The 18631-nt window shown below is 46.1% G+C and carries 22 protein-coding genes; 4 read left to right on the top strand and 18 right to left on the bottom strand.

The window, feature by feature from the left end:
- Positions 1-10: 10 nt before the first annotated feature.
- The 11 genes from GJS45_RS17680 to GJS45_RS17630 all read right to left on the bottom strand — a co-directional run bounded on the left by GJS45_RS17680 (position 11) and on the right by GJS45_RS17630 (position 6110).
- Positions 11-232 (bottom strand): hypothetical protein, encoded by a 222-nt coding sequence (locus tag GJS45_RS17680; protein WP_162343202.1) that lies wholly within the window; start codon positions 230-232, stop codon positions 11-13.
- Positions 233-332: 100 nt separating this feature from the next.
- Entirely contained in the window at positions 333-560 is a 228-nt protein-coding gene (locus tag GJS45_RS17675; protein ID WP_162343201.1) for a hypothetical protein, read from the bottom strand.
- 214 nt (positions 561-774) lie between these two features.
- Positions 775-1071, bottom strand: a complete 297-nt coding sequence (locus tag GJS45_RS17670; protein ID WP_162343200.1) for a hypothetical protein — start codon at positions 1069-1071, stop codon at positions 775-777.
- Positions 1064-1282 (bottom strand): hypothetical protein, encoded by a 219-nt coding sequence (locus GJS45_RS17665; protein WP_162343199.1) that lies wholly within the window; start codon positions 1280-1282, stop codon positions 1064-1066. The genes GJS45_RS17670 and GJS45_RS17665 overlap by 8 nt, the downstream gene beginning before the upstream one ends.
- Complete coding sequence (locus GJS45_RS17660; RefSeq protein ID WP_162343198.1) at positions 1279-1506, bottom strand: hypothetical protein; 228 nt, start codon at positions 1504-1506, stop codon at positions 1279-1281. The genes GJS45_RS17665 and GJS45_RS17660 overlap by 4 nt, the downstream gene beginning before the upstream one ends.
- A 1-nt stretch (position 1507) precedes the next feature.
- A complete protein-coding gene (locus tag GJS45_RS17655; RefSeq protein ID WP_162343197.1) occupies positions 1508-4390 on the bottom strand; it encodes a hypothetical protein in 2883 nt (960 codons plus the stop codon).
- Positions 4390-4734 carry a hypothetical protein gene (locus tag GJS45_RS17650; RefSeq protein ID WP_162343196.1) on the bottom strand — a complete coding sequence of 115 codons (345 nt, stop codon included), beginning with the start codon at positions 4732-4734 and terminating at the stop codon, positions 4390-4392. The genes GJS45_RS17655 and GJS45_RS17650 overlap by 1 nt, the downstream gene beginning before the upstream one ends.
- Before the next feature lie 8 nt (positions 4735-4742).
- Complete coding sequence (locus tag GJS45_RS17645) at positions 4743-4973, bottom strand: PCRF domain-containing protein (protein ID WP_162343195.1); 231 nt, start codon at positions 4971-4973, stop codon at positions 4743-4745.
- On the bottom strand, positions 4951-5187 hold the full coding sequence (locus GJS45_RS17640) for a hypothetical protein (RefSeq protein WP_162343194.1): 237 nt from the start codon (positions 5185-5187) through the stop codon (positions 4951-4953). Before GJS45_RS17640 ends, GJS45_RS17645 begins: the two co-directional genes overlap by 23 nt.
- An 85-nt stretch (positions 5188-5272) precedes the next feature.
- Entirely contained in the window at positions 5273-5866 is a 594-nt protein-coding gene (locus GJS45_RS17635; protein ID WP_162343193.1) for a response regulator transcription factor, read from the bottom strand.
- On the bottom strand, positions 5856-6110 hold the full coding sequence (locus GJS45_RS17630) for a hypothetical protein (protein WP_162343192.1): 255 nt from the start codon (positions 6108-6110) through the stop codon (positions 5856-5858). Before GJS45_RS17630 ends, GJS45_RS17635 begins: the two co-directional genes overlap by 11 nt.
- Positions 6111-6217: 107 nt before the next feature.
- On the opposite strand from GJS45_RS17630, the gene GJS45_RS17625 reads away from it, so the two are divergent.
- The gene (locus GJS45_RS17625) at positions 6218-6589 is read left to right on the top strand and encodes a hypothetical protein (RefSeq protein WP_162343191.1); all 372 of its coding nucleotides are present in this window, start codon (positions 6218-6220) and stop codon (positions 6587-6589) included.
- A 240-nt stretch (positions 6590-6829) separates the two neighbouring features.
- Here the strand turns inward: GJS45_RS17625 and GJS45_RS17620 are convergent, their stop codons facing one another.
- The 7 genes from GJS45_RS17620 to GJS45_RS17595 all read right to left on the bottom strand — a co-directional run bounded on the left by GJS45_RS17620 (position 6830) and on the right by GJS45_RS17595 (position 16163).
- Entirely contained in the window at positions 6830-11056 is a 4227-nt protein-coding gene (locus tag GJS45_RS17620) for a malectin domain-containing carbohydrate-binding protein (RefSeq protein WP_162343190.1), read from the bottom strand.
- A 387-nt stretch (positions 11057-11443) separates the two neighbouring features.
- Complete coding sequence (locus GJS45_RS17615; protein ID WP_235954845.1) at positions 11444-12418, bottom strand: hypothetical protein; 975 nt, start codon at positions 12416-12418, stop codon at positions 11444-11446.
- A gap of 9 nt (positions 12419-12427) precedes the next feature.
- Entirely contained in the window at positions 12428-12634 is a 207-nt protein-coding gene (locus GJS45_RS17610; RefSeq protein WP_162343189.1) for a hypothetical protein, read from the bottom strand.
- Between the two features lie 154 nt (positions 12635-12788).
- Positions 12789-13133, bottom strand: coding sequence for a hypothetical protein (locus tag GJS45_RS23740; RefSeq protein ID WP_202928118.1), 345 nt, complete (start codon positions 13131-13133; stop codon positions 12789-12791).
- A complete protein-coding gene (locus GJS45_RS23735) occupies positions 13117-13425 on the bottom strand; it encodes a hypothetical protein (RefSeq protein ID WP_202928117.1) in 309 nt (102 codons plus the stop codon). The genes GJS45_RS23740 and GJS45_RS23735 overlap by 17 nt, the downstream gene beginning before the upstream one ends.
- Positions 13426-13552: 127 nt before the next feature.
- The gene (locus GJS45_RS17600) at positions 13553-14794 is read right to left on the bottom strand and encodes an APC family permease (protein ID WP_162343188.1); all 1242 of its coding nucleotides are present in this window, start codon (positions 14792-14794) and stop codon (positions 13553-13555) included.
- Positions 14795-15323: 529 nt separating this feature from the next.
- Positions 15324-16163 (bottom strand): DUF5602 domain-containing protein, encoded by an 840-nt coding sequence (locus GJS45_RS17595; protein WP_235954843.1) that lies wholly within the window; start codon positions 16161-16163, stop codon positions 15324-15326.
- Between the two features lie 449 nt (positions 16164-16612).
- On the opposite strand from GJS45_RS17595, the gene GJS45_RS17590 reads away from it, so the two are divergent.
- From GJS45_RS17590 to GJS45_RS17580, 3 genes are read left to right on the top strand one after another with little or no spacing between them, the layout of a single operon-like run.
- Positions 16613-17221, top strand: a complete 609-nt coding sequence (locus GJS45_RS17590; protein ID WP_162343186.1) for a c-type cytochrome — start codon at positions 16613-16615, stop codon at positions 17219-17221.
- A gap of 21 nt (positions 17222-17242) precedes the next feature.
- Positions 17243-17938, top strand: coding sequence for a hypothetical protein (locus tag GJS45_RS17585; protein WP_162343185.1), 696 nt, complete (start codon positions 17243-17245; stop codon positions 17936-17938).
- A gap of 8 nt (positions 17939-17946) precedes the next feature.
- On the top strand, positions 17947-18384 hold the full coding sequence (locus tag GJS45_RS17580) for a DUF4345 domain-containing protein (protein ID WP_162343184.1): 438 nt from the start codon (positions 17947-17949) through the stop codon (positions 18382-18384).
- Positions 18385-18631 lie beyond the last annotated feature (247 nt).

Here is an 18631-nt window from a genome sequence, read left to right as displayed (position 1 = left end):
TACAGGTTTATTAGTCGATTTTCCAGTTGGCAGAAAAGAGACCGAGCCAAAATATATCGGACGGCTTTATCAGGTCTTCTTTCGCATGGATTTTAACAATGGAGAAACCTACATCGTGATGGATATCTCCGAGCTCGTAGCTCCGCTGGCTGCACCTTTCGTCAAATTCACACTGCTTTTGGATCTGCTCAGCGGTTTCCCGGTTTGTGGTGATGGTAAAGTAGTTCTTCATGTTTTCGTTTTTTAGGTTGACTGATTTGGGGTTTTCCCTTCCTTTGGTCGGGGCGGGCTGTTGCGGGCTACACGTTCGTTTCGGTCCTCCTGGCGTCAGACTACCCCTTCGCATCCCTAAGCCAGATTCCCCTACGCCAATCACTGTCTCGGTCCGGTGGGAAATTCTGGCGATCGGGAGCTGGATCTGCTATGGCTGCTTTCATTCGATTTTTAAATCTGGGAGACAGGATGAGCATTTCTACTTCCTTTAGTTCCAGAGGAGAGCAGGCGTTGAGAAACTGCTCAACGCCTACCTCCAGGGTGTACACTTTGTTAATTCTGGGCATGGGTTTATTAAATTTGCGTGAATAATTACTTGATTTTTCGCCGGATCTGATGCCAGAGCCAGCCTTCCCGGATCTCCGGGGATATGTCATCCGGAGGCTCCTCCTTTGCCATCTCCCGGAGAAGCACCAGGATTGCGGACAGAAGAAAGAGCGATGCCAGCAAGCAAAACAGTGACAGGTACAGGTAGAAAAAGAGGGCGTGAACTGGGCCTGATCAGTCATGTCCCCTCCTTTTCCTGATGATGAGCTCGGCCTCGAGCTCTTGGTAATCTACCGGTCCCAAGCCTGGAAAATGAAACCATTCGTAGGCTTTGCCGGGCCTACTGGTCGCATCATCAAACTGGATCAGCAGGCGGTCTCCATCCCGGCCGATCACCTCGCCGGCAGGCACCAGGGCAGTGATCCCGGCAGTGCCGCAGGAGCTGGTGCAGGTACCCAGCAGCATCAGTACGCAGAAGACCGAAAAGAAGCCGCTTACCAGACAGCCGCTGTATGGTCTATCATTAGCCATTGCTCTCCTCCTTTCCATTCAGGTACTGATCCAGGCGGATATCCACCAGGGCTTCCAGCTGCCGGGAGCTGTCCAGGCAGTTTTTTCGCTGGGCCCATAACTTGGGCAGCTTTTTGGCTTTGGCTTCTTTGGTGAGTGCAAAGAAGCGTCGTTGTTCCTCGCGCATGTCTTTGACGGCGATCAGGAAACTGAGGTCTACGGTAATGTTCATGATGTTTCAGCAATGTTTGAGGTTTCTTGAATGAATAGTTTACCTTTTTTGATCATCCGCTGCAGCCAGATTTTATCTGTTTGCTCGGATACCACCCGGGTAATGAGTCCGGAACCTCCCTCCAGGACCTGGAAATAGACCAGGCCCATTTTGCGGGATTTCTTTTCCTTGTCCATGAAGTCCTCCAGGGACGAGGCTGGTTTGAGTTTTAGTAATATTTCCATATCAGAAATTGTCAAATGCATCTGTTTGGTTACCTGGTATCAGCTTGTCATTCCCCGAACTGATGGGGATCTGCTCCGGTGGCTCGGGGGTGGCCACCTGGGTATTGCGTACATAGATCATTTCCACGGAAGTGGGGTGGCCGTCCTCCTGGATCTTGCGGATGATCCGTCCGGAGCTGTTTTTAAATTCCTCCGGATCCAGCTCGTACCCGTAGTACCTGGCCCAGGCGCGCAGGGCTTTGGTGAATTTCTGAGAAGTCCATTTGGTATTGGTGCTGCGGATAAAATCATCCATGGCGTATTTTTTCACCACGTCCTGGTTCATCCTGTCGCTGAAGTAGGTGTCTGCCCACTCGTGGAAGGGTGCGCCCATTTCGCTCAGTAAATTGCGTTTCTCCACGTTTTCCATCGGTGGATCGATCTTGCCGTGATTGAGGTAAAACTGACAGCATTGGATCATGAAGTTGTAGAAGTCGTTCCAGTCCTCGTCCGTATAATCCGGCCCCAGGATGTTTTTGCCAAACTCCTCCCTGGGGTTTCTGCTCTCCCGGAAGTAGCCGTCTTTGTTTTCGTGGTAGTAGTCCGAAAACACGCAGTACAGCACCCGGCGCAGTACGGAGCTGTCTATATTTCGTAATGGGAAATTGGAACTGAAGGCAAACTTGGGAGACTCCTCGTAAGGGATTTCGTAGGATTTATTGTTCTTGGGATTCACGATCATATTGCCTGTGATATCACTGAAGAACACGTCGAATTTCAGGTACTGATTGGCATCGTCTACCAGGATGTAATCGGTGTGAATGGTGACACGGTCATACATATGCGGGTTTTCGGTCATCTTGGGATCCCTGCCCCGCAGGGTGACGGACTTCATAAAGCGACTGACAGCTCCCATGGCGATGGACTTACCGGAACCCCCGTGAGATTCGCCCTCATCACTTATCCGGTGGTCCATGGTCCAGATGGCCCAAGGGCGAGAGGGATCCTTGTACCGGTGCAGCAGGTAGCCCAGGACGTAGATCTTATTGACGAGCTGGTGCATCTGCTCCCGTTTCTCTTCCGGAGAGAGGTTCTCCCCGGCGATATCGAACAAGTGCTTTTTCTTGTAGGCTTTCTGCTCCTCCGGACTCAGCGCATCCAGGTTGTCTTCCAGCTCGGTGCGCCAGTGGGTGCGGCTGGTATTGATCAGGAAGTTCAGGAAGATGTTATCCTTTTTCAGGATATCGATGTGCCAGTGGTCATCCTCGTTTTTGCTGATTTTGAAATGCGGTTCCTGCTCTTTAAACCGGTGCTTGATCACTTCATCTTCCCAGACGTACCGCTTGATCTCACCCAGTTTGTGAACCTTGATTCCGGATTTGGTGACTTCCACCGTTTTGTTTTCGAAAAAGAAAAACTGCCGGTCCCGGTCGAAGTCGGAAAAGTCTACCTCCGTCATGGGCAGGTTGGACATGGAGGCTTCCTTTAGCTGGGTACTGCGAAAAAATACATCCCTCAGGTCTTCGTCCACATACTGTTCTTCCAGGAAGCGATGCACGTGGGTTTTTACTTCATTGACTTCAATCTCCCGGACGATGTTGTCTTTGATCTGGATGTAGATAAAGCCCTGTTTTTCGTTTTTGTTCTGCAGGCGGTAGAAGCCGTTTTTGGTTAGGAAATTATAGAGACGGGTATTCTTCACCTCAAACTTGGATCGCCAGTTTCCGGCCTTGTCTTCGTAGTAGATCTCATCCCAAAAACGATAAGGAAGCGCTGTTTTGACCAGCTGTTTGAAATCGTAATAGGTATGGTACTTTAGGTAATCCCGAACGTCTTTGGAGGGATTTCCCCGCTTGTCCGCACGCTCCCGGAGCTCTGCAGGCAGCATGATATTGTACAGGTCCAGGTGCTCCATGGCCAGGCGGTGCGCTTCCCGGAGACCGGTATGGTCAATGTCCGGCATGTTCATCACCTTATCGGCCAGCTTGGCCAGGCTCTTAAATTGCTTATCGGAGAGTTTGGCCGTCTCGCTATTGGGCCAAACCACCTGGTAGCCGATCATGGCCAGGTTCATGCCATCAGAACCACCGCTACAGTAAAGGATTTCCGGAAGCTTCTTTTTCTTTTTGGAGCGAACCTCTCCGGTCTCCTCGTCGGTGTCTTCCCCTTCCTGCAGTGATTCAAAAGCCATATGGCATTCGGCCAGGCCGTGAAGAAAATCCTTGTCCCGCTTGCCGTAATACATGAAGCGCCGGCCCTTATCCGGACTGAGGGGCTGGTAGATCTTTTTGAAGGATCCTTCATCCCACATAAAAATCGGATAGCGGTCCGTCGCTGCAATGGTGATGACCTTCCGGTTTTTGACAATGGAATAACTGTGCAGGGAATAAAAATGGTACCGCTTGAAGACCTTTTCGATTTTCTCCCAGTTGATGATTTTCTTTCCCTGTTCGTCCTTTTGATAAGGGATGGCCTTATCTGCCAGGACAGTCGTAACGTCCAGCTCGGTAAATCCTTCCCGCACCTCAAAGTACCATTCTCCTTCATTCTCCTCTGCCCTTGCCTCTCTGGTGGTAATCTCCGGCTTCAGGACCTCGGGCGGTTCCTGCCCGTCTATCCCGTATCGGGAGGCCAGAAGCTCCAGGGCTTCTTTGAATTCCACTCCCTCTTCCTCCATGCAAACCAGTATGCCGTTTTTGGGCTTCTGATCCCCGCCAAAGTCGGTCACCACCCAGTTGCCATCAGATAGTTGTTTCAGGGTAGCAGATGCGGTTTTTTCACTGGTCCGCAGTTTGAACTTGGTCCCTTTACGCTGCAGGGCTCTTTCTGCCTGAGGGTAGTAATGCAGGATAATTTTGAGACCGCCATCGGTCCCGTCCAATATTTTTTGCTGTTCGATGTACATCAGAAAAAAGTGAGTTCTTGCTGAAATCCGAGTTTAAGGAGCTGCCGGACGTAATACCTTTCCGGCGGGGGGATGTCATTTACGGAGGTGTAGGGGGTCTGAATGCTTCGCTTTTCCGTGTGGATCTGGTAGCCTATTTCGCGAAGCTTGCGGATAAAGTAATACCGTCGCTGGCGGATTTTCTGTTTTCTACCGGCACGAGACAAACTGGCCTCTGAATAATCCCCATTCCTCTCCGGAGCCATCCCGGACACGGATGTACATGTTTCCCTGGTGGATAATGGGGAGGGCTTTGTCCCGAAGGTGCTTTTCAAAGTGGTCGGATGTGCAAGGGATGTTTTCATGACGAACTTTAGGACTGATTTTCACTTTCTCGTAGGGCATTTTGTAGCACTTTAATTTTGACTTGATATCGGTCTACTGCCTTGATAAGCAGTTCAATTTCCTTTTCCAGTTTTTCCAATTGATCCGGATCGGCTTCCAGGTTTCGCATGCGTATCAGCTGTTGTTGGCTTTGGCGAAGCTCTTGCCTGGCAAATTCCAGCAGTTCCTCGTAGTCTCTAAGTTCTTTTCGTGGGCTCATAATTGAGATCTTTATAGAGTTGGTCATTTGAGATAAGCTCATCCATCACCTGGTAAAGGTTGGTCCGGATGGCTATTTCCCTCCGGATCCAGTTATGGGCATGCAGGTTATTGACTGGCTCGAAGATGCCTTTAAGGCCTTTGGCCCGTTCGGCATAATGTTTCTTTTTGACCCGGGCAATGTTGTGGTCGAGTAATAGTTTGAATGGGTTCATGGCTTTGTGTTTAAATTCCGGAACCGCTACCGGTACGGTTCCGGAATGGTTGTCGCTCAAACGTGGAATGAACTTTCCGGTAATGTCATATCAGGTTCTTTTCGAAAGCGAAGCGAACCAGTTCGGCTTTATTTTTATAGCCTGTTTTTTCTCTTAAATTTTTCATGTACACACCCACGGTAAGGACTGATATGCCCATTTTGTCTGCGATCTCTTTGTCCAGCAGTCCTTCAGGGATTAGCTTTAAAACTTCGATTTCTCTGGGTGTAAGAATCCCGTATCGGGCGGCCAGCAATTCGCACAGTCGACCTTCAAATGGGCAGGAGCCTCTCAGGCTGCAGTCGACGTATTCGGTATCCTGCAGTCGGCCTTCGATCATATCGGGTTGATTGTCCAAAGCCGAATACCGGCACTTGATGTATTGGACAACCATTTCTTCCTCCGTCACGAAATCAGCGTCTACCAGCGCCTGGACTGCAGAAGGATGCTTTTGCATATCTTGAAGAATCGACTCTTTCAGCCAGTTTGGCCATTCTGCAGGGGGGAGCATTTGGGATTGCACAATTGCGAAAACGCTTTCTCCTTTTGCGAAGAATTCGACGTTTTGATCGATGATTCCAGCAGGCAATTTCCCCGAAACACAGGTTTTCATTCTGGATATGAGTTCCTTATTTCTCATTTAAGATGGTTTTTTGTCGCGTTTTTATCTTGTTTATAGAAAGTTGGTATTCTTCAATCACATCAAGAGCTGCTTGATGAACTTCCAGGTTATAGCGGTGCTCTTTTTCTGAGAAGAAGTAGGAAATGGTTCTAGAGGATACTTTAACCCGCTTTTCTATCATGGAGAAGTAGCCATATGGCATCTTCTTTTTCAATTTTTTCAACTCCTTTTTGGATAGCATACTGGATTTTTGGTATTGCATGTTTTCTTAAAGTGCTATAACTATGCGGTAAATATGCGATATAAAATATAGCAATGCAATATTTTTCATCTCAAAATGAGAAAAAAATTATCCCGAACTTTGTTTACATGAAGTTTCACAGGGGAGAGATACTCAGAAAAAAGCTAGACGAGTATGCCAAAGAGCATGCGGTAAGCATATTGGCGATAGCAAAAAAGGCTTCCTATCACCCATCCAGCGCATACAGGCATTTTGAAAAGGATGACCTCAGTTTTAATATTATTCACAAATATGGCCGTGCGATAGGCCACGATTTTTCGAAGGAGTTTCCGGAAATGCTTACGGAGTACGGTTTTTCTCCGGAAGAAAGTGAAATCTACAGCAGCAGCGACCTGGCGAAATGCATCAAAGAAAAGGAGCTGTGGCAGAAAAAGTACATCGAACTGCTGGAAGAACACAACAAGCTTTTGATGGGAAAATTGGAGCAAAGTAAAGGGTGAAATTTCACCTCTAAGAAATTAGACACTGATAATCAATGATTTATTTAAAAAAATGTAGTCCCGCTCCTGGTACAAAATTTGGCAAAATAGAGCTTCTCAGACATGGGAAGCTCTTTTTCTCTCCATCGGCTATTGAATATTCAGACAGTAGCGTATAAAATGAATCGGTATTTACCAAAAATCCCCGTTAGCAGCCGCCTCTTTTTTTGCGGATGCTAGCGGGGATGCTTGAGATTATCCTTAATAAAGAATCACCCTAAGTACCCTGCTTTCTTCCCGTTCGCTTTCCATCCGCAGGTAATACGTTCCGGCACTAAATCGGTAAGCGGACAGGTCAAACTCCAGATGGTACCTGCCTTGTTCCAGGTTCAGCCGATCCAGGTAAGTGGTTACACCCAAGGAATTGACCAGCACAAAGCTCCATACCCCGGATTCTTTCGCTTCAAATTCCAGGTTAAGGTGGTTCCTGGCGGGGTTTGGATACAGGTTGATGGCTTCAATCTCCTCTTCGCTGTTTGGGTGCCCGAATTCTTGTTGTTCTCCCATTTGGGATTCCGTAGCCATTCTGGCCGAAGAAGCCAACGTGCCCTGACGGTACACTACGATGCCCGATAGTTTGGCCCGGTCTTTCACCGTGATCATTTCAAGGCTAAGGAATCCGTCGGTTACCTGAACATCGTGAATCGTACGGACGTAGGCATGATTGGCCCCTCCATAATCTTTGTACAGGTCAATGATTTCGCTTAAGGGTTCATTTTCCAGTTGGTAGCGGAACAGCCTGGCATTTTCCCGGGTCCAGTGGATCTCGGCAAAATGAAGTTCTACGGTATAGTATCCTCTTGCCGGAACCTTGATTTCGAAGGAAAAGTCGCCATTTCTTTCGGACTGGTAAATTGTATCCAGTTCGGTATTTGAAATGGCGGCATTGGTAGAATAGATGCGACCGGTTGGATGGCGCAAATTGCTTTGCCACTGTATGTCTTCTGATTCCAGCCAGAATCCTCCAGCATTGATCCGTCTTACGACTGTCAGCGGATTTACGGTGATTGAAAAATCTGTGTAGCCGGCCAACCCTTGCTGGTCGGTCACTTTGAGTGCGACCTCGTACCGGCCTGCCGAAGGAAAACTTCCGCTGATAGCACCGGTATCCGGATCCAGATTAATGTCATCAGGAAGACCTTCCGCAAAATACTGCAGCGTTTCTCCGGCCACTGGTGAGTACGCATCCACCTGATAGGTCCATTTCTGTCCTTCATTCAGGTTCAGGTCTTCCGGTTGCGTAATTACCGGAGCATTGGCATCAGGCTTCAATAGCGCCAGGCGTAACCCGGAGAGTTTCGCTTCATTCACCCTGGGGATAAATTCCAAATCCAATGCCCCGTCCATGACTTCCAAGGTTCCTCCTTGCAGCATGTACGCATGATTTGGTTCGCCTATAAGTTTAATCAAGTCCAGGTTTTCCAGTTTTGCTTGTCCGTTTTCCATCAGCACATCAAATACCCTTTCTCCTTCTTTTTCCCAAAAGATTTCTGCAAAGTGAAACACCAGAAAATACCTTCCGGCTTTTGGAACAGGGATGCGGTAGCTGAATTCTCCATACCGCTCGGAATGGTGCAATTCGTCCCTGTCACCGCTTATGGGATTGGTATCATCAAAATGGGTTTTCCCGCCCAGGTAATACCGATCAGACAACCACTCTTCTCCCAGGTAGTAAAGCGCATCGCCTCCGGCATTGATCCGGATATCTTCCGGAGTTTCCGTTTGGGTTTCTTTGAATAGGGCAATGCCTGAAATTTTAGCCCGGTCCCTTTGGGTGATCAGTTCCAGGCTCAGGTTGCCGTCTTTCACCTCCAGATTTTCTATACGGACAACGTTGGCCTTTTTCACGCCTATATCCTTAACCAAATCGATATTGGTTCTAAAAAGGTCATTTTCAACCTTGAGGTCAAATAAACGTGCTCCTGATTGTTCCCAATAAATTTCTGCGAAGTGCAGTTCCAATGTATACTGCCCCGTTTTCGGTACCGGTATTTCATAGCTGAAATCACCATTGCGCTCGGTTTGGTACAAGGCATCGTTTTCGGTATTGGAAATGGGAACCTGATTGGAATATTTATTTCCTCCTGAAAAACGGGTGTCGGGCAGCCATACCTCCTTTCCACGATAAAGGTAGGGACCACCGGCATTGATTCGAAATACATTTTCCAGTGCGGGGGGCTGATTCACTATATCCGGAATTTGTGCGATGCGGTAGGCATTTATACCTTCGAAAGAGGTGAACGAACCTCCCGCCAGGAGATTTCCCTTCGAATCAACCGTCATCGTCTGAATTTCACCATTAAAACTATAATCCAATTTGAGGGTAGGATCCACGCTCCCATCCGGCATCAATCGGGCCAATATGCTTGGTGGAAAGTATTTGCCCAGGCTGAGTAAAATTTTTCCATCAGGCTGGAGCAACATTGTACCCATGTCAAAAGTAGAAGGTATTCCTGCCTTAAACCCCGTGTCGAGGGAGCCATCCGCGTGGAGGCGGATCAGACGAGATTCGTTACCTGTTGGACCATCTGAACCGGCCACCAGGATTTTGCCGTCTCCTTGTACGAGAAGATTTTCAGGCCGGATGTCCAGTTCCATGTTGACATTAAAAGAGTTGTCCCGGCTGCCGTCGGGGTTCAGCCTAATCAGCAGGTTTACCGGATTGCCATTGAAGGAAGTAGAATTTCCCGCTGCCAGTATTTTGTTTCCGGGGGCGGCGGCGAGGCAGGATACTGACCGATCGAATCCTGATCCGATTTCGAAAGAAATATCCTTGGAGCCATCGGGGTTTAGACGGATCAAACCAGGAAATGGTTCTCCATTGAAAAGCGTTCCGGCTACAACAATTTTTCCATCCTTTTGTAGCAGCGCGGGTAGGTCGGAACCAGCTTTGAATCCAGTGCCCGGTTGAAAACTCGTGTCTTGGCGGCCATCTGGGAGTAGCCGGACAATTCCTCCGGCAGGGATGTCGTTATAAGCAATAAAGTTTCCGATAAGCAGAATTCGGTTATCGTGCTGCATTAAAATAGATAGCTGCGGGTTGTAAAAAGAATGATCCAGGCCTGTTCCCGCTTCAAAGGTCTCATCCAGGGTACCATCGGAATGAACGCGGGCCAGACCGTTAACGACCTTACCGTTATATCCTGTGAATTTACCTGCGGCTAGTGTTTTTCCATCAGGCTGTAGGGACAGGGTGTGAACTTCCTGGTTAAATTCAGGTGTAGGATTGTAGCTAAGGTCCCGTGATCCGTCACTATTGATCCGGAAAAGGCCGCTAATTTTTCCAATACTTCCGCTTACCAGGAATTTGCCGTTTTGCAGGGCCTCCAAAAAACTACCCGATAAATACACCTCTTCATCGCTTAAATCTTCCTGTGGCGGAAAGGTTTTATCCAGGGTCCCGTCTGGGAGCAGGCGCTGAATGGAGCGATCAAAACCTATCTGGCCTAAACCAACGGTGAACAATTCCCCATCTAGGTTTTTGGCCAGATTGCCTACTAGTTCGAAGCCTAATTCCTCTTCATAAAATTGGAATGACTTGTCAAGGGATCCATCAGGATTTAGGCGCAAAAAGGCAACGGATTCCTTCAGGTTCCTTCGCATATCTCCACGAAGCAGGATTTTGCCATCCTGTTCCATAAAAACGGAAAAAACATGGAAAGTATTAGTATACGTCCCGTAATCGGGATCATTAAATGTATTACCAAAGGGATCCGCTAGTTGAAAGCTGTTATCTGTGGTGCCATCTGGATCCAACCGGACGAAATTATCGCCGGCATTCACCAATATTTTTCCGTCTTCCTGAAGTGCAACTTCTCTTACGATACTTCCAGCTATTCCCTCAGCGTTAAAGGAACTATCTAGGGAGCCATCAGGATTAATCCGAACCAGGGAGGGAAGAGGGACATCCTGGTAGGAGGCGAAATAGCCACCAACCAAGATTTTCCCATCTGATTGAAGCGTTACTGATGTTACCCCCTTATCAAAGCCCCTACCGGTCTGAAAGGAGGGATCCCTGCTGCCATCCGGGTTTAAGCGTATCAACCTATTAGCCTCGCTGTCTTTATAGGCAATAAAACCTCCACCCACCAACAATTTTCCATCCGGCTGGACCTGAATGGAATTTACTGCATAATCACCACTGCTCTGAGTTTGAAAACCCGTACCAATAGAAAAGGATGGGTCTGCTTGGCCATCCGGAAGTAAACGGACCAGTCCATTAGCAGATTTGCCGTTGTAGCTGGTAAATCGGCCTCCAACCAGGTGCTTGCCGTTTTCCTGGATTAGCAAATCAGCCATGGTGCCATCAAATCCAATTCCTGCACCCCTGTCCAGGTAATGGAAGGTAGGGTCAATAGGAATCTCCTGCCCCAGGAGGGGGAATAACGCAACGATTATTCCGATCAGTGTGTGTAAAATTCGTTTCATGGTATGTCGGATTTAGTGGACAAGGGGGGGTATCCCAATATGGTAGGTGCCGACAAAGACCTTTCTACGGATTAAACACTTTTTCCAACCCAATTGAATAAAAAACTCCCGATGCCGGACGATGCCGGTAAAGTGATTGTGGAGATTTCCGGAGAAATCCTGGTACGGTGTAGTATTGGTTTATGTAGCGGGAAGTTTTCGTCGACGCTGGTTAGGTAGGTCTACGCTATTACTATTACACAATAAAGATAAGGGATTTATCGCCAATAAAAAAGATGATATTACGCATGAAAGAATGTGATAAGGTACAGGTAACCAATACCCTAAAAATAAAAGAATAAGGTTGGCGGATGAACCAAAAACACGTGTGCATGATCCCTGGTAAGGCTACCATAGCACGGACTCTTCGTTTTCAAGGAGCTTGATAAAATGGAACAGGCCGTGGAGATGGTCGACATGATCCGGCGCGGTATTTCCGGCAAAAGCCAGGACTTTAAAGTTTCCTTCTACTGATTCGCCGACTTGCTGCATTCCAAGTGGACCTTTTTTCAGTACCGGCCTGCGAGAGACGCCTGTTGATTCCAGAAGGGCATCGGCACACTCCGTAGTGCTAACAAAGGTACCGGGAAAAATGCTGCTATGCGTACATACAAATACTTTGGCTCCCGACACGGCATCCTCCGCCAGCTTCTTAAATACGGCAAGGTCTTTCTCGTCTATCTGCCCTCCCTGTGCAACAGGGGTCTGAGCCGGAATATAACTGGCGTGTAGTCCATCCAGCAAAAGGACGCTGTCAATTAGGTTGTAATTTATGGTTTTCAGGATGGAGCGAATGGCCCCGTACCCGGCGCTGAAGCCGGAAAGGTAGAGCTTCCTAATGGGCTGCTGCAGGTGTTGCCGGACGGCCTGAAGCAGGGAGTCAAAACGCTCGGTATCGGTCAGCGGTCCGCTATAGGCACTTGATCCATTCCCCAGGTTTACCGCCACGGCTACCCAACCTTCGTTTTCAGCCAGCGCATGGGCCACCACGCTTTCGTCCCCGTGAAAATGAATCAACAGGTTTACCGAATCCCGGGAAGTAGCATTTCCCATCAAAAGCAGCGGGTCTTTTTCAAAAATGCCCGGTAGGGAGATTTTCTTCCCTTCAAAGCCCGATCCGTCCACCCGCTCATGCGGGCGGATATGTTCCTCCATGGGAGAGGAATTTTGTGCCATCATGCTGTTTTTCTTGGCGACTTCACAGGAAAGGCAGAGCACAAGCGCAGAAAGCAATAGAAATCTAAACATGGTGTTTTTAGAAAAGTCCCCGGCAAAATAGCTAAAAAAATCCGCCAGTTGTTCAAGATCTGGCGGGTTTTTCATTCCTGGGATTTACTTTATTTTACCCCTATAATCTTTTTGGTATCTCTTTAATAATATCCTGATGATTACTGATACCATGGTGGCCTGTCCGATGCACAAATAAAATCCTACTTGTGAATAATCAAAGGTACCAAAAGGCATGAGTCCCATAAACATTATCGACATCCAAACGATGTCAAAGGGTAGGCTGAATACGATTTTTATAATCGATTTCATAATTTATTTTATTTATCTAAAACGACATCCCAATAGTTGCGCGCTGGTAGTGGTCAACGCATCCAATATAAATCCAATAGCCCCTCCCATTCATTTTCTTCTTTTTATTCTACGCTACAACATTAAATAATATCAAATGATCAATGAAAATACCTCAATCGGGGACCCAGTTGACGACATCGAAATTTTCCAGTGCCATCCCGAGGATAAAAAAGGCATAAAGCAATAACAGCATCCAACTTTCCCATTTTTTGAGATAGAGGCCCGTGCGTAAAAAAGCAAACAGCACGATGGTTGCCAGGGTGAGAAACAGCATCATCGGAACAGCTACCGAAAAATTCACCACAGAAGACCCGGCAATTAAAACGCCTGCAGGAATGGCTACCAGCCGGTCAAAAATATTGCTCCCCAGCACATTTCCAATACTCACATTGCCTTTGTCAAGCTTGGCAACCCGAACACTCACAAGCGCAACTGGTAAACTAGTTGCGGCTGCCACGACCGTTACCCCCCCAAATAAAGTTGGGTGTCTGAAAATAATCCCCAAAAAAAATGGCCGATCGTAATAAGCCCTCTACCCCGGCAACAATTAATTGAAATTTTGCCGGCCATGGCTCCGGAAAGACCGGGAATAAAGAGATATTGAAAATTGCGGAGCCCACGATGGCCGAAACACCGAGGTCAAACTCTCCGTGAATAAGTGTGGAAACTAAGGTCATGGAGAGTTCCGGAAAGCTGGAGCCCACGGCAGTAATGAGGGTGCCCTGTACCAAAGGGGGAGCTGATACCATGTGGATAACGACTGAGCGGATTTTTTCAATAAGCCGCTCGCATTCCACCCTACTGCAGAACCGAGCAGAACTATACCGAGCAGAACTATAATAACATAAAACAGAGGACGCTGCATCCTTCAAAAACTTATATTCCTGAAATCGATGACCAGGCTTGAAAAATTAAAATTCCCAAGCTGAAAATAGCCCCTAAAATAGGAATAGCTATAGGATAGGTTTTGATTCCTTCCGGATGAGGTACTTTTCTTTTGATGGCTATCAGGGCCAGGTTGATCAAAATAAAAACTAGGATCAAAATGTAGTTGGTGGCGATAGCTAAATTTTTAAGGTCAAAGGAAAGGCTGAGCAGCAGGATGAATACCGTAGCGAAAATAGTTGACCAAATAGGTGTATTGGTCGTCGAATTAACTTTACCAAAGAGGCTGGGAGCCATTTTCTTCTCTGCCATGCCGTACATGACGCGGGCGCTCATTACAATTTGCACCAGAACCCCATTAACAATCGCAATTAATCCGATAGCACTGATGATTTTGGGGTAATTTTCGCCTTCTTTGGCCAGGATATCTGCCAAAGGAGCTTCACTTTGATTCAATTCCTGTGGGGTTAATCCCAGGCCCGCGATCACTGCTACGATGATGTAAAGTACTGTTAAAACAACAAGTGAGACCATTATAGCGGTGGGCATGTCTTTTTTAGGATTTTTGGCTTCTTCGGCCACATTCACCATATCCTGGAAGCCGATAAACGTAAAGAATGCCAGAAAGGCCCCCAGCAAGATCTTTTCCCAGTCGGTGGTAGTGGCCGAGGGAATCAATTCCTCCCACCGGGCTGAAAAGGATACGAGGTTATCTCCCGCAATGAAGATCACCAAGAAAAGTCCCGCAATCTCGATAATGGTTATCACCGTAATCAAAAAGGCGGATTCCGAAATTCCTTTAGCCGCCACAGCACCTAACATGATGGTAATAGCTATCATAATGAGCCAATCAGGTAGTTCTATAAATACATGCACATAACCCACATATCCATTCACCACGGTAGCAGTAGAAACCATGGCTGATAATACAATTAACCAACCCATCGCCATGGACAGGAATTTTTTACCGAAGGCTTCATCCACATAATTTACCTCCCCGGCGCTTTTTGGGATACGGGATGCCAATTCCCCATAGGAAAGACCTGTAAACCCCGCCAATATTGCCGCCACTAAAAAGGCAAAGGGGGCTAACATGCCCGCCTCACCGCCAACCTTTCCTAAAAGCACATAAATGCCTAGGCCGAGAATTGTCCCAACGCCATAAAAAATTAGCAGGGGTAAATTGAGCGTCTTTTTGAGTTTTTCTGTCGCTTGAGGTTTAAGTTCTGACATGTTGGGTAGTTTTATGGCTGATCGTGAGTAGTAGAAACACCAAAGGATGGTTTAGCGAGCTTGAACTCCTTCCATTGGTAGTAAAGACGGTACCGGCAGTATTTTGAAAAAAAATCATTAATTGATTGCTGGTAAGCCTTAATTTACAAAACAAAAATTTAAAAAAACACTCAAAATGGAAATACTACGAGTTGTTATGGAGCGATTAAGAGTGAAAAATCATCTACTAAATTCGGCGATTAAGTAGTTCTCAGCACCAAGTTGGTTAAGTTGCCTTCGAGCTGTGTATTGTCAAGAACTTGAAATTTGATTTAAAAAAGGGGATCGAAATCGTATGCTTTTAAGTAAAAATCTTAATACCTATATGTCCACCCTTTTAAATATAATCTTTTTCGTTGATGTCGCCATCAATATTTTCATTTTACTCTTCTGAAATTTACATAGTCACTTAACTAATAGGGCCTGTTTCAACCGAAGAAAAAGTCCCCGGAATTTCTGGGGACTTTTTTATTTCCAATTAATACAAACTTTACTGATCAGCCATTTTAAAATTGAAATCACTGAACATGATCAGATATTCTTTTCTGACCGGATTATATTTCACCTCGTATTCGGAAGGATAAAAACCGTTTACCTGAAAATGGGTAGGAAGTTTCAGATCATTCACAGTGGTTGGTTTGCTTTTGATATAATCCAGGGTAATCATCGGCTCCATGAAGATTACTTTTTCCTTGAAAGACCCGTAGATAAAAGTTCTCGTAAAAGTTTCCCCCCCAAGCTCCGGGCTTGTTGGATCTGCCCAATGCACCCCCATATTTGGTACCCGTCCAGGTAATTGAATGTAAGGTACAGGCATGTATTTGGCCTCAGGTATTTCGGGATCCATGCCATCGAAGGGAGTAATCGTTAGTCTTTCTTCATTGGAAATCATGTAAAAATGAAAATCAAAATGCGGCAGATTATAGATTCCTTCAGGTTCATGGCCCTCTGGTGCCCAATCTATGGTCATAAATTTATAGGGCGTGATTTCGGCTTGTTTAGGAAACTGCAAAATAGTCTCAAATGAACGAGCATGGCTGACCCCGGGATGTGTGCCTTCATCACCAGACGGTAAATTTTCCAAGGCTTTTTCATTTAGTGCAACCCCCATAACAGTGGGGCTTCCTCCCTTATTGATGGCAATAAACGTTTGGGCTTTGCCATTGCCCATGGCTACTGCAGGTCCATAGTAGGTAGTTTCTGCTGTTTTTTTGTTTTTCACAATCAATGGGTCATCCTCTCTTAAAAGTTCGCAGGAACTTGCGACCATCATAATCATCAATGATTTGATTACAGTTAGTAATAAGGTTGTTTTTTCAAATGTTTTCATAGTAGAAATAGTATTTGTGTTTAATAATTTTTTTTAACACCAACAGGATGGAAAACATAAAGGATGGGTTGCATGGATAGAAATTTTTATTGAAAAAACAGGATTACCAGCTACTTTGTCAGAGGCGTGTTATAGAAGCAATATTTGTTGATCAGACCGCCATTCTCTGTGGTGTTTTCAGGTGAGTTTGGAGGAAAACTAGTCCGACTAGTTTTGAAAATTCCTTATAGAGATCACGCCATTTATTCTCAGGTACAATTGTGGACATTCACATGAAATCGAGCATGACGGAGGCGACACACAGAGGGATGATTATCAAGCATGCGAGATTCCATCTGACCGTTGAAAAAAAAAATATAAACAGATGAAATAATTCATACAAATAATTTTGCCAATGCAACCCTTCCTATCTTTTTCCCATCTATTGGAAAAATCAAATCCAAATTCAAATGAAAAATCAAATAATCTCTATTGCCGTAGCAGCATTGGTTGCTGCCCACCTATTTTCCTGTCAATCTAGTGCGGAGAATAAACTTACTTCAACTGAGGATCAATCGAGTGCTCCAGTGGATCTGGAGGCAAAGGTCGCCCTAGGGAAGCACTTAGTGGTCATTGCTGGCTGTCACGATTGCCATACTCCCAAAAAAATGGGTCCCATGGGGCCTGAAATGGACATGGAACGCGCGCTCTCCGGACATCCCGCTCAGCAGCCTATTCCAGATATGGATCGAAATGAGCTGGAATCAAAAGGAGTAGCAGCTACCCAAAGTCTTACTGCATGGCTAGGTCCCTGGGGGGTGTCTTTTTCCTCGAATCTCACTTCGGATGCTACAGGAATAGGCAATTGGACCGAGGAGCAGTTTTTCACAGCCCTTCGTGAAGGCAAGTCCAAAGGCATCGCCACAAATCGGCAGATACTTCCTCCCATGCCTTATGAAATGATTGGTCAGATGACAGATGGGGAGATCAGTGCCGTCTTCGCGTATCTTAAAAGTACCACTCCTATCGATAATGTGGTTCCTCAACCCATGCCTCCCCTTAGTTCTGGCAGAAATTAATTCCTATAAACCGGACCAACTATGAAACTTATATCTGGAATAACCTTATTCATCTTGGCTCTGACCTGCCAACTAAAAGGCCAACAGCTCCAGCAACCTCTGGAAGATATTCCTCTTTCCAATAAAGGATATGTATTGTCCAAGTCTGGGGAAGTAATCGAAGGTAAAATCAACAATTATGTCAGTACGCGTGGAATCATAAAAGTGAGCTTGGAAGACAAATCCGGGATAACACATGATCTTGAAGCAGAGGACATTTTTGAGTTTGCCATCGCTATGAATGGTGCGGTAAGACTCCAATATACAATGGAGCGAGGGTCTTCAGTTAAAAAGCTCTTGTCCAGAGATCAGCCAACTGGCAAGCCTCAAGACTTTATTATCTATCGGAATACAAGCATCAACGGTGAAAAAGAGCTACTGCTTCAGATTCTTAATCCCGGTTTTGATGAGATTTTTGAAGTATTTTATGATCCTTTTGCCAGAAAGACAACAGCCTTGGAGGGGAAACACATCACTTGGACGGGAGACAAGCACCGTGCTTATTTTATCTCTAAAAACGGTGGTACATTGGTAAAAGTGAAAAAGGGCAATTACAAGAAGATTTTTGAAAGCCTCTTTGGAGATTGTCCACTGGTGCTTTCAGAGATAAGAAAACCTAAAATTGAAGACCTCGGAAGCCATATTGCGCTTTATCTAAATTACTGTAACCTAAATTAAACAGGACCATGAAAAAGAATAGTAATAAATGGGTGCTGTTCACCCGGATTTACCTTGGTTTTTCCTTGTTTTCGCTGCTTGCCGTTAGTGTGATGGCACTTGTAAATCCGCAAACCATTATGGACATGGTGGGGGTTCAGCTCGGGAATACCGATGCACTCAGTTCGATTCGTGGGGTGTATGGAGGCGTAGGGATCACAATTTGTATGAGCATTTTTTATCTGATGATCAGGCATCCCGAAAAAGGTGCGGCTTTTTTGAGCATCTTTTGGGGAGCCTATGCCTTCTCCCGCCTGATTACACTGATTGCAGATGGGCCTTTAGGAGAGTTTGGAAGTCAATGGCTGCTAATAGAATCGGTAATGGCACTGATCGGATTTGGATTTTGGTTGGTCCTTAATTTCCGAAGAAGGCAGCAGAAATTTATTTTGAATGAGGGTTTGTAAGAGACATACCCAGTCTTCACTAACCGCTTTGTATATTATTTACAAAGCGGTTTTTCGTTTTATAAATCGGGAAAAAATCAATCCGACCGAGTCGATTTGAATATATTCCAAAGATCTTATCGATTCGCTTCGGTCTAATTTCCAGGAATAAATCAAATTATTTCCAAGAGAGGATTTTAAAGAGGATTCCACTTTTTCCCAAGGTAATCCAGGAATATTTCTGTTAAAAGGGTAGCTGTTTAAATCC

The sequence above is a fragment of the Cyclobacterium salsum genome, from assembly GCF_010119245.1.
Lineage (GTDB): Bacteria > Bacteroidota > Bacteroidia > Cytophagales > Cyclobacteriaceae > Cyclobacterium > Cyclobacterium salsum.
The sequence above is the reverse complement of the archived record's forward strand: the minus strand, read 5'-3'. Positions and strand labels throughout refer to the sequence as shown.

What these genes read in the sequence shown, in the direction of transcription:
- GJS45_RS17680 (WP_162343202.1), bottom strand. Translation starts at nt 232, where the DNA reads ATGAAGAACTACTTTACCATCACCACAAACCGGGAAACCGCTGAGCAG.
- GJS45_RS17675 (WP_162343201.1), bottom strand. Translation starts at nt 560, where the DNA reads ATGCCCAGAATTAACAAAGTGTACACCCTGGAGGTAGGCGTTGAGCAG.
- GJS45_RS17670 (WP_162343200.1), bottom strand. Translation starts at nt 1,071, where the DNA reads ATGGCTAATGATAGACCATACAGCGGCTGTCTGGTAAGCGGCTTCTTT.
- GJS45_RS17665 (WP_162343199.1), bottom strand. Translation starts at nt 1,282, where the DNA reads ATGAACATTACCGTAGACCTCAGTTTCCTGATCGCCGTCAAAGACATG.
- GJS45_RS17660 (WP_162343198.1), bottom strand. Translation starts at nt 1,506, where the DNA reads ATGGAAATATTACTAAAACTCAAACCAGCCTCGTCCCTGGAGGACTTC.
- GJS45_RS17655 (WP_162343197.1), bottom strand. Translation starts at nt 4,390, where the DNA reads ATGTACATCGAACAGCAAAAAATATTGGACGGGACCGATGGCGGTCTC.
- GJS45_RS17650 (WP_162343196.1), bottom strand. Translation starts at nt 4,734, where the DNA reads ATGAAAACATCCCTTGCACATCCGACCACTTTGAAAAGCACCTTCGGG.
- GJS45_RS17645 (WP_162343195.1), bottom strand. Translation starts at nt 4,973, where the DNA reads ATGAGCCCACGAAAAGAACTTAGAGACTACGAGGAACTGCTGGAATTT.
- GJS45_RS17640 (WP_162343194.1), bottom strand. Translation starts at nt 5,187, where the DNA reads ATGAACCCATTCAAACTATTACTCGACCACAACATTGCCCGGGTCAAA.
- GJS45_RS17635 (WP_162343193.1), bottom strand. Translation starts at nt 5,866, where the DNA reads ATGAGAAATAAGGAACTCATATCCAGAATGAAAACCTGTGTTTCGGGG.
- GJS45_RS17630 (WP_162343192.1), bottom strand. Translation starts at nt 6,110, where the DNA reads ATGCAATACCAAAAATCCAGTATGCTATCCAAAAAGGAGTTGAAAAAA.
- GJS45_RS17625 (WP_162343191.1), top strand. Translation starts at nt 6,218, where the DNA reads ATGAAGTTTCACAGGGGAGAGATACTCAGAAAAAAGCTAGACGAGTAT.
- GJS45_RS17620 (WP_162343190.1), bottom strand. Translation starts at nt 11,056, where the DNA reads ATGAAACGAATTTTACACACACTGATCGGAATAATCGTTGCGTTATTC.
- GJS45_RS17615 (WP_235954845.1), bottom strand. Translation starts at nt 12,418, where the DNA reads ATGAAAAACCCGCCAGATCTTGAACAACTGGCGGATTTTTTTAGCTAT.
- GJS45_RS17610 (WP_162343189.1), bottom strand. Translation starts at nt 12,634, where the DNA reads ATGAAATCGATTATAAAAATCGTATTCAGCCTACCCTTTGACATCGTT.
- GJS45_RS23735 (WP_202928117.1), bottom strand. Translation starts at nt 13,425, where the DNA reads ATGGTATCAGCTCCCCCTTTGGTACAGGGCACCCTCATTACTGCCGTG.
- GJS45_RS17600 (WP_162343188.1), bottom strand. Translation starts at nt 14,794, where the DNA reads ATGTCAGAACTTAAACCTCAAGCGACAGAAAAACTCAAAAAGACGCTC.
- GJS45_RS17595 (WP_235954843.1), bottom strand. Translation starts at nt 16,163, where the DNA reads ATGAAAACATTTGAAAAAACAACCTTATTACTAACTGTAATCAAATCA.
- GJS45_RS17590 (WP_162343186.1), top strand. Translation starts at nt 16,613, where the DNA reads ATGAAAAATCAAATAATCTCTATTGCCGTAGCAGCATTGGTTGCTGCC.
- GJS45_RS17585 (WP_162343185.1), top strand. Translation starts at nt 17,243, where the DNA reads ATGAAACTTATATCTGGAATAACCTTATTCATCTTGGCTCTGACCTGC.
- GJS45_RS17580 (WP_162343184.1), top strand. Translation starts at nt 17,947, where the DNA reads ATGAAAAAGAATAGTAATAAATGGGTGCTGTTCACCCGGATTTACCTT.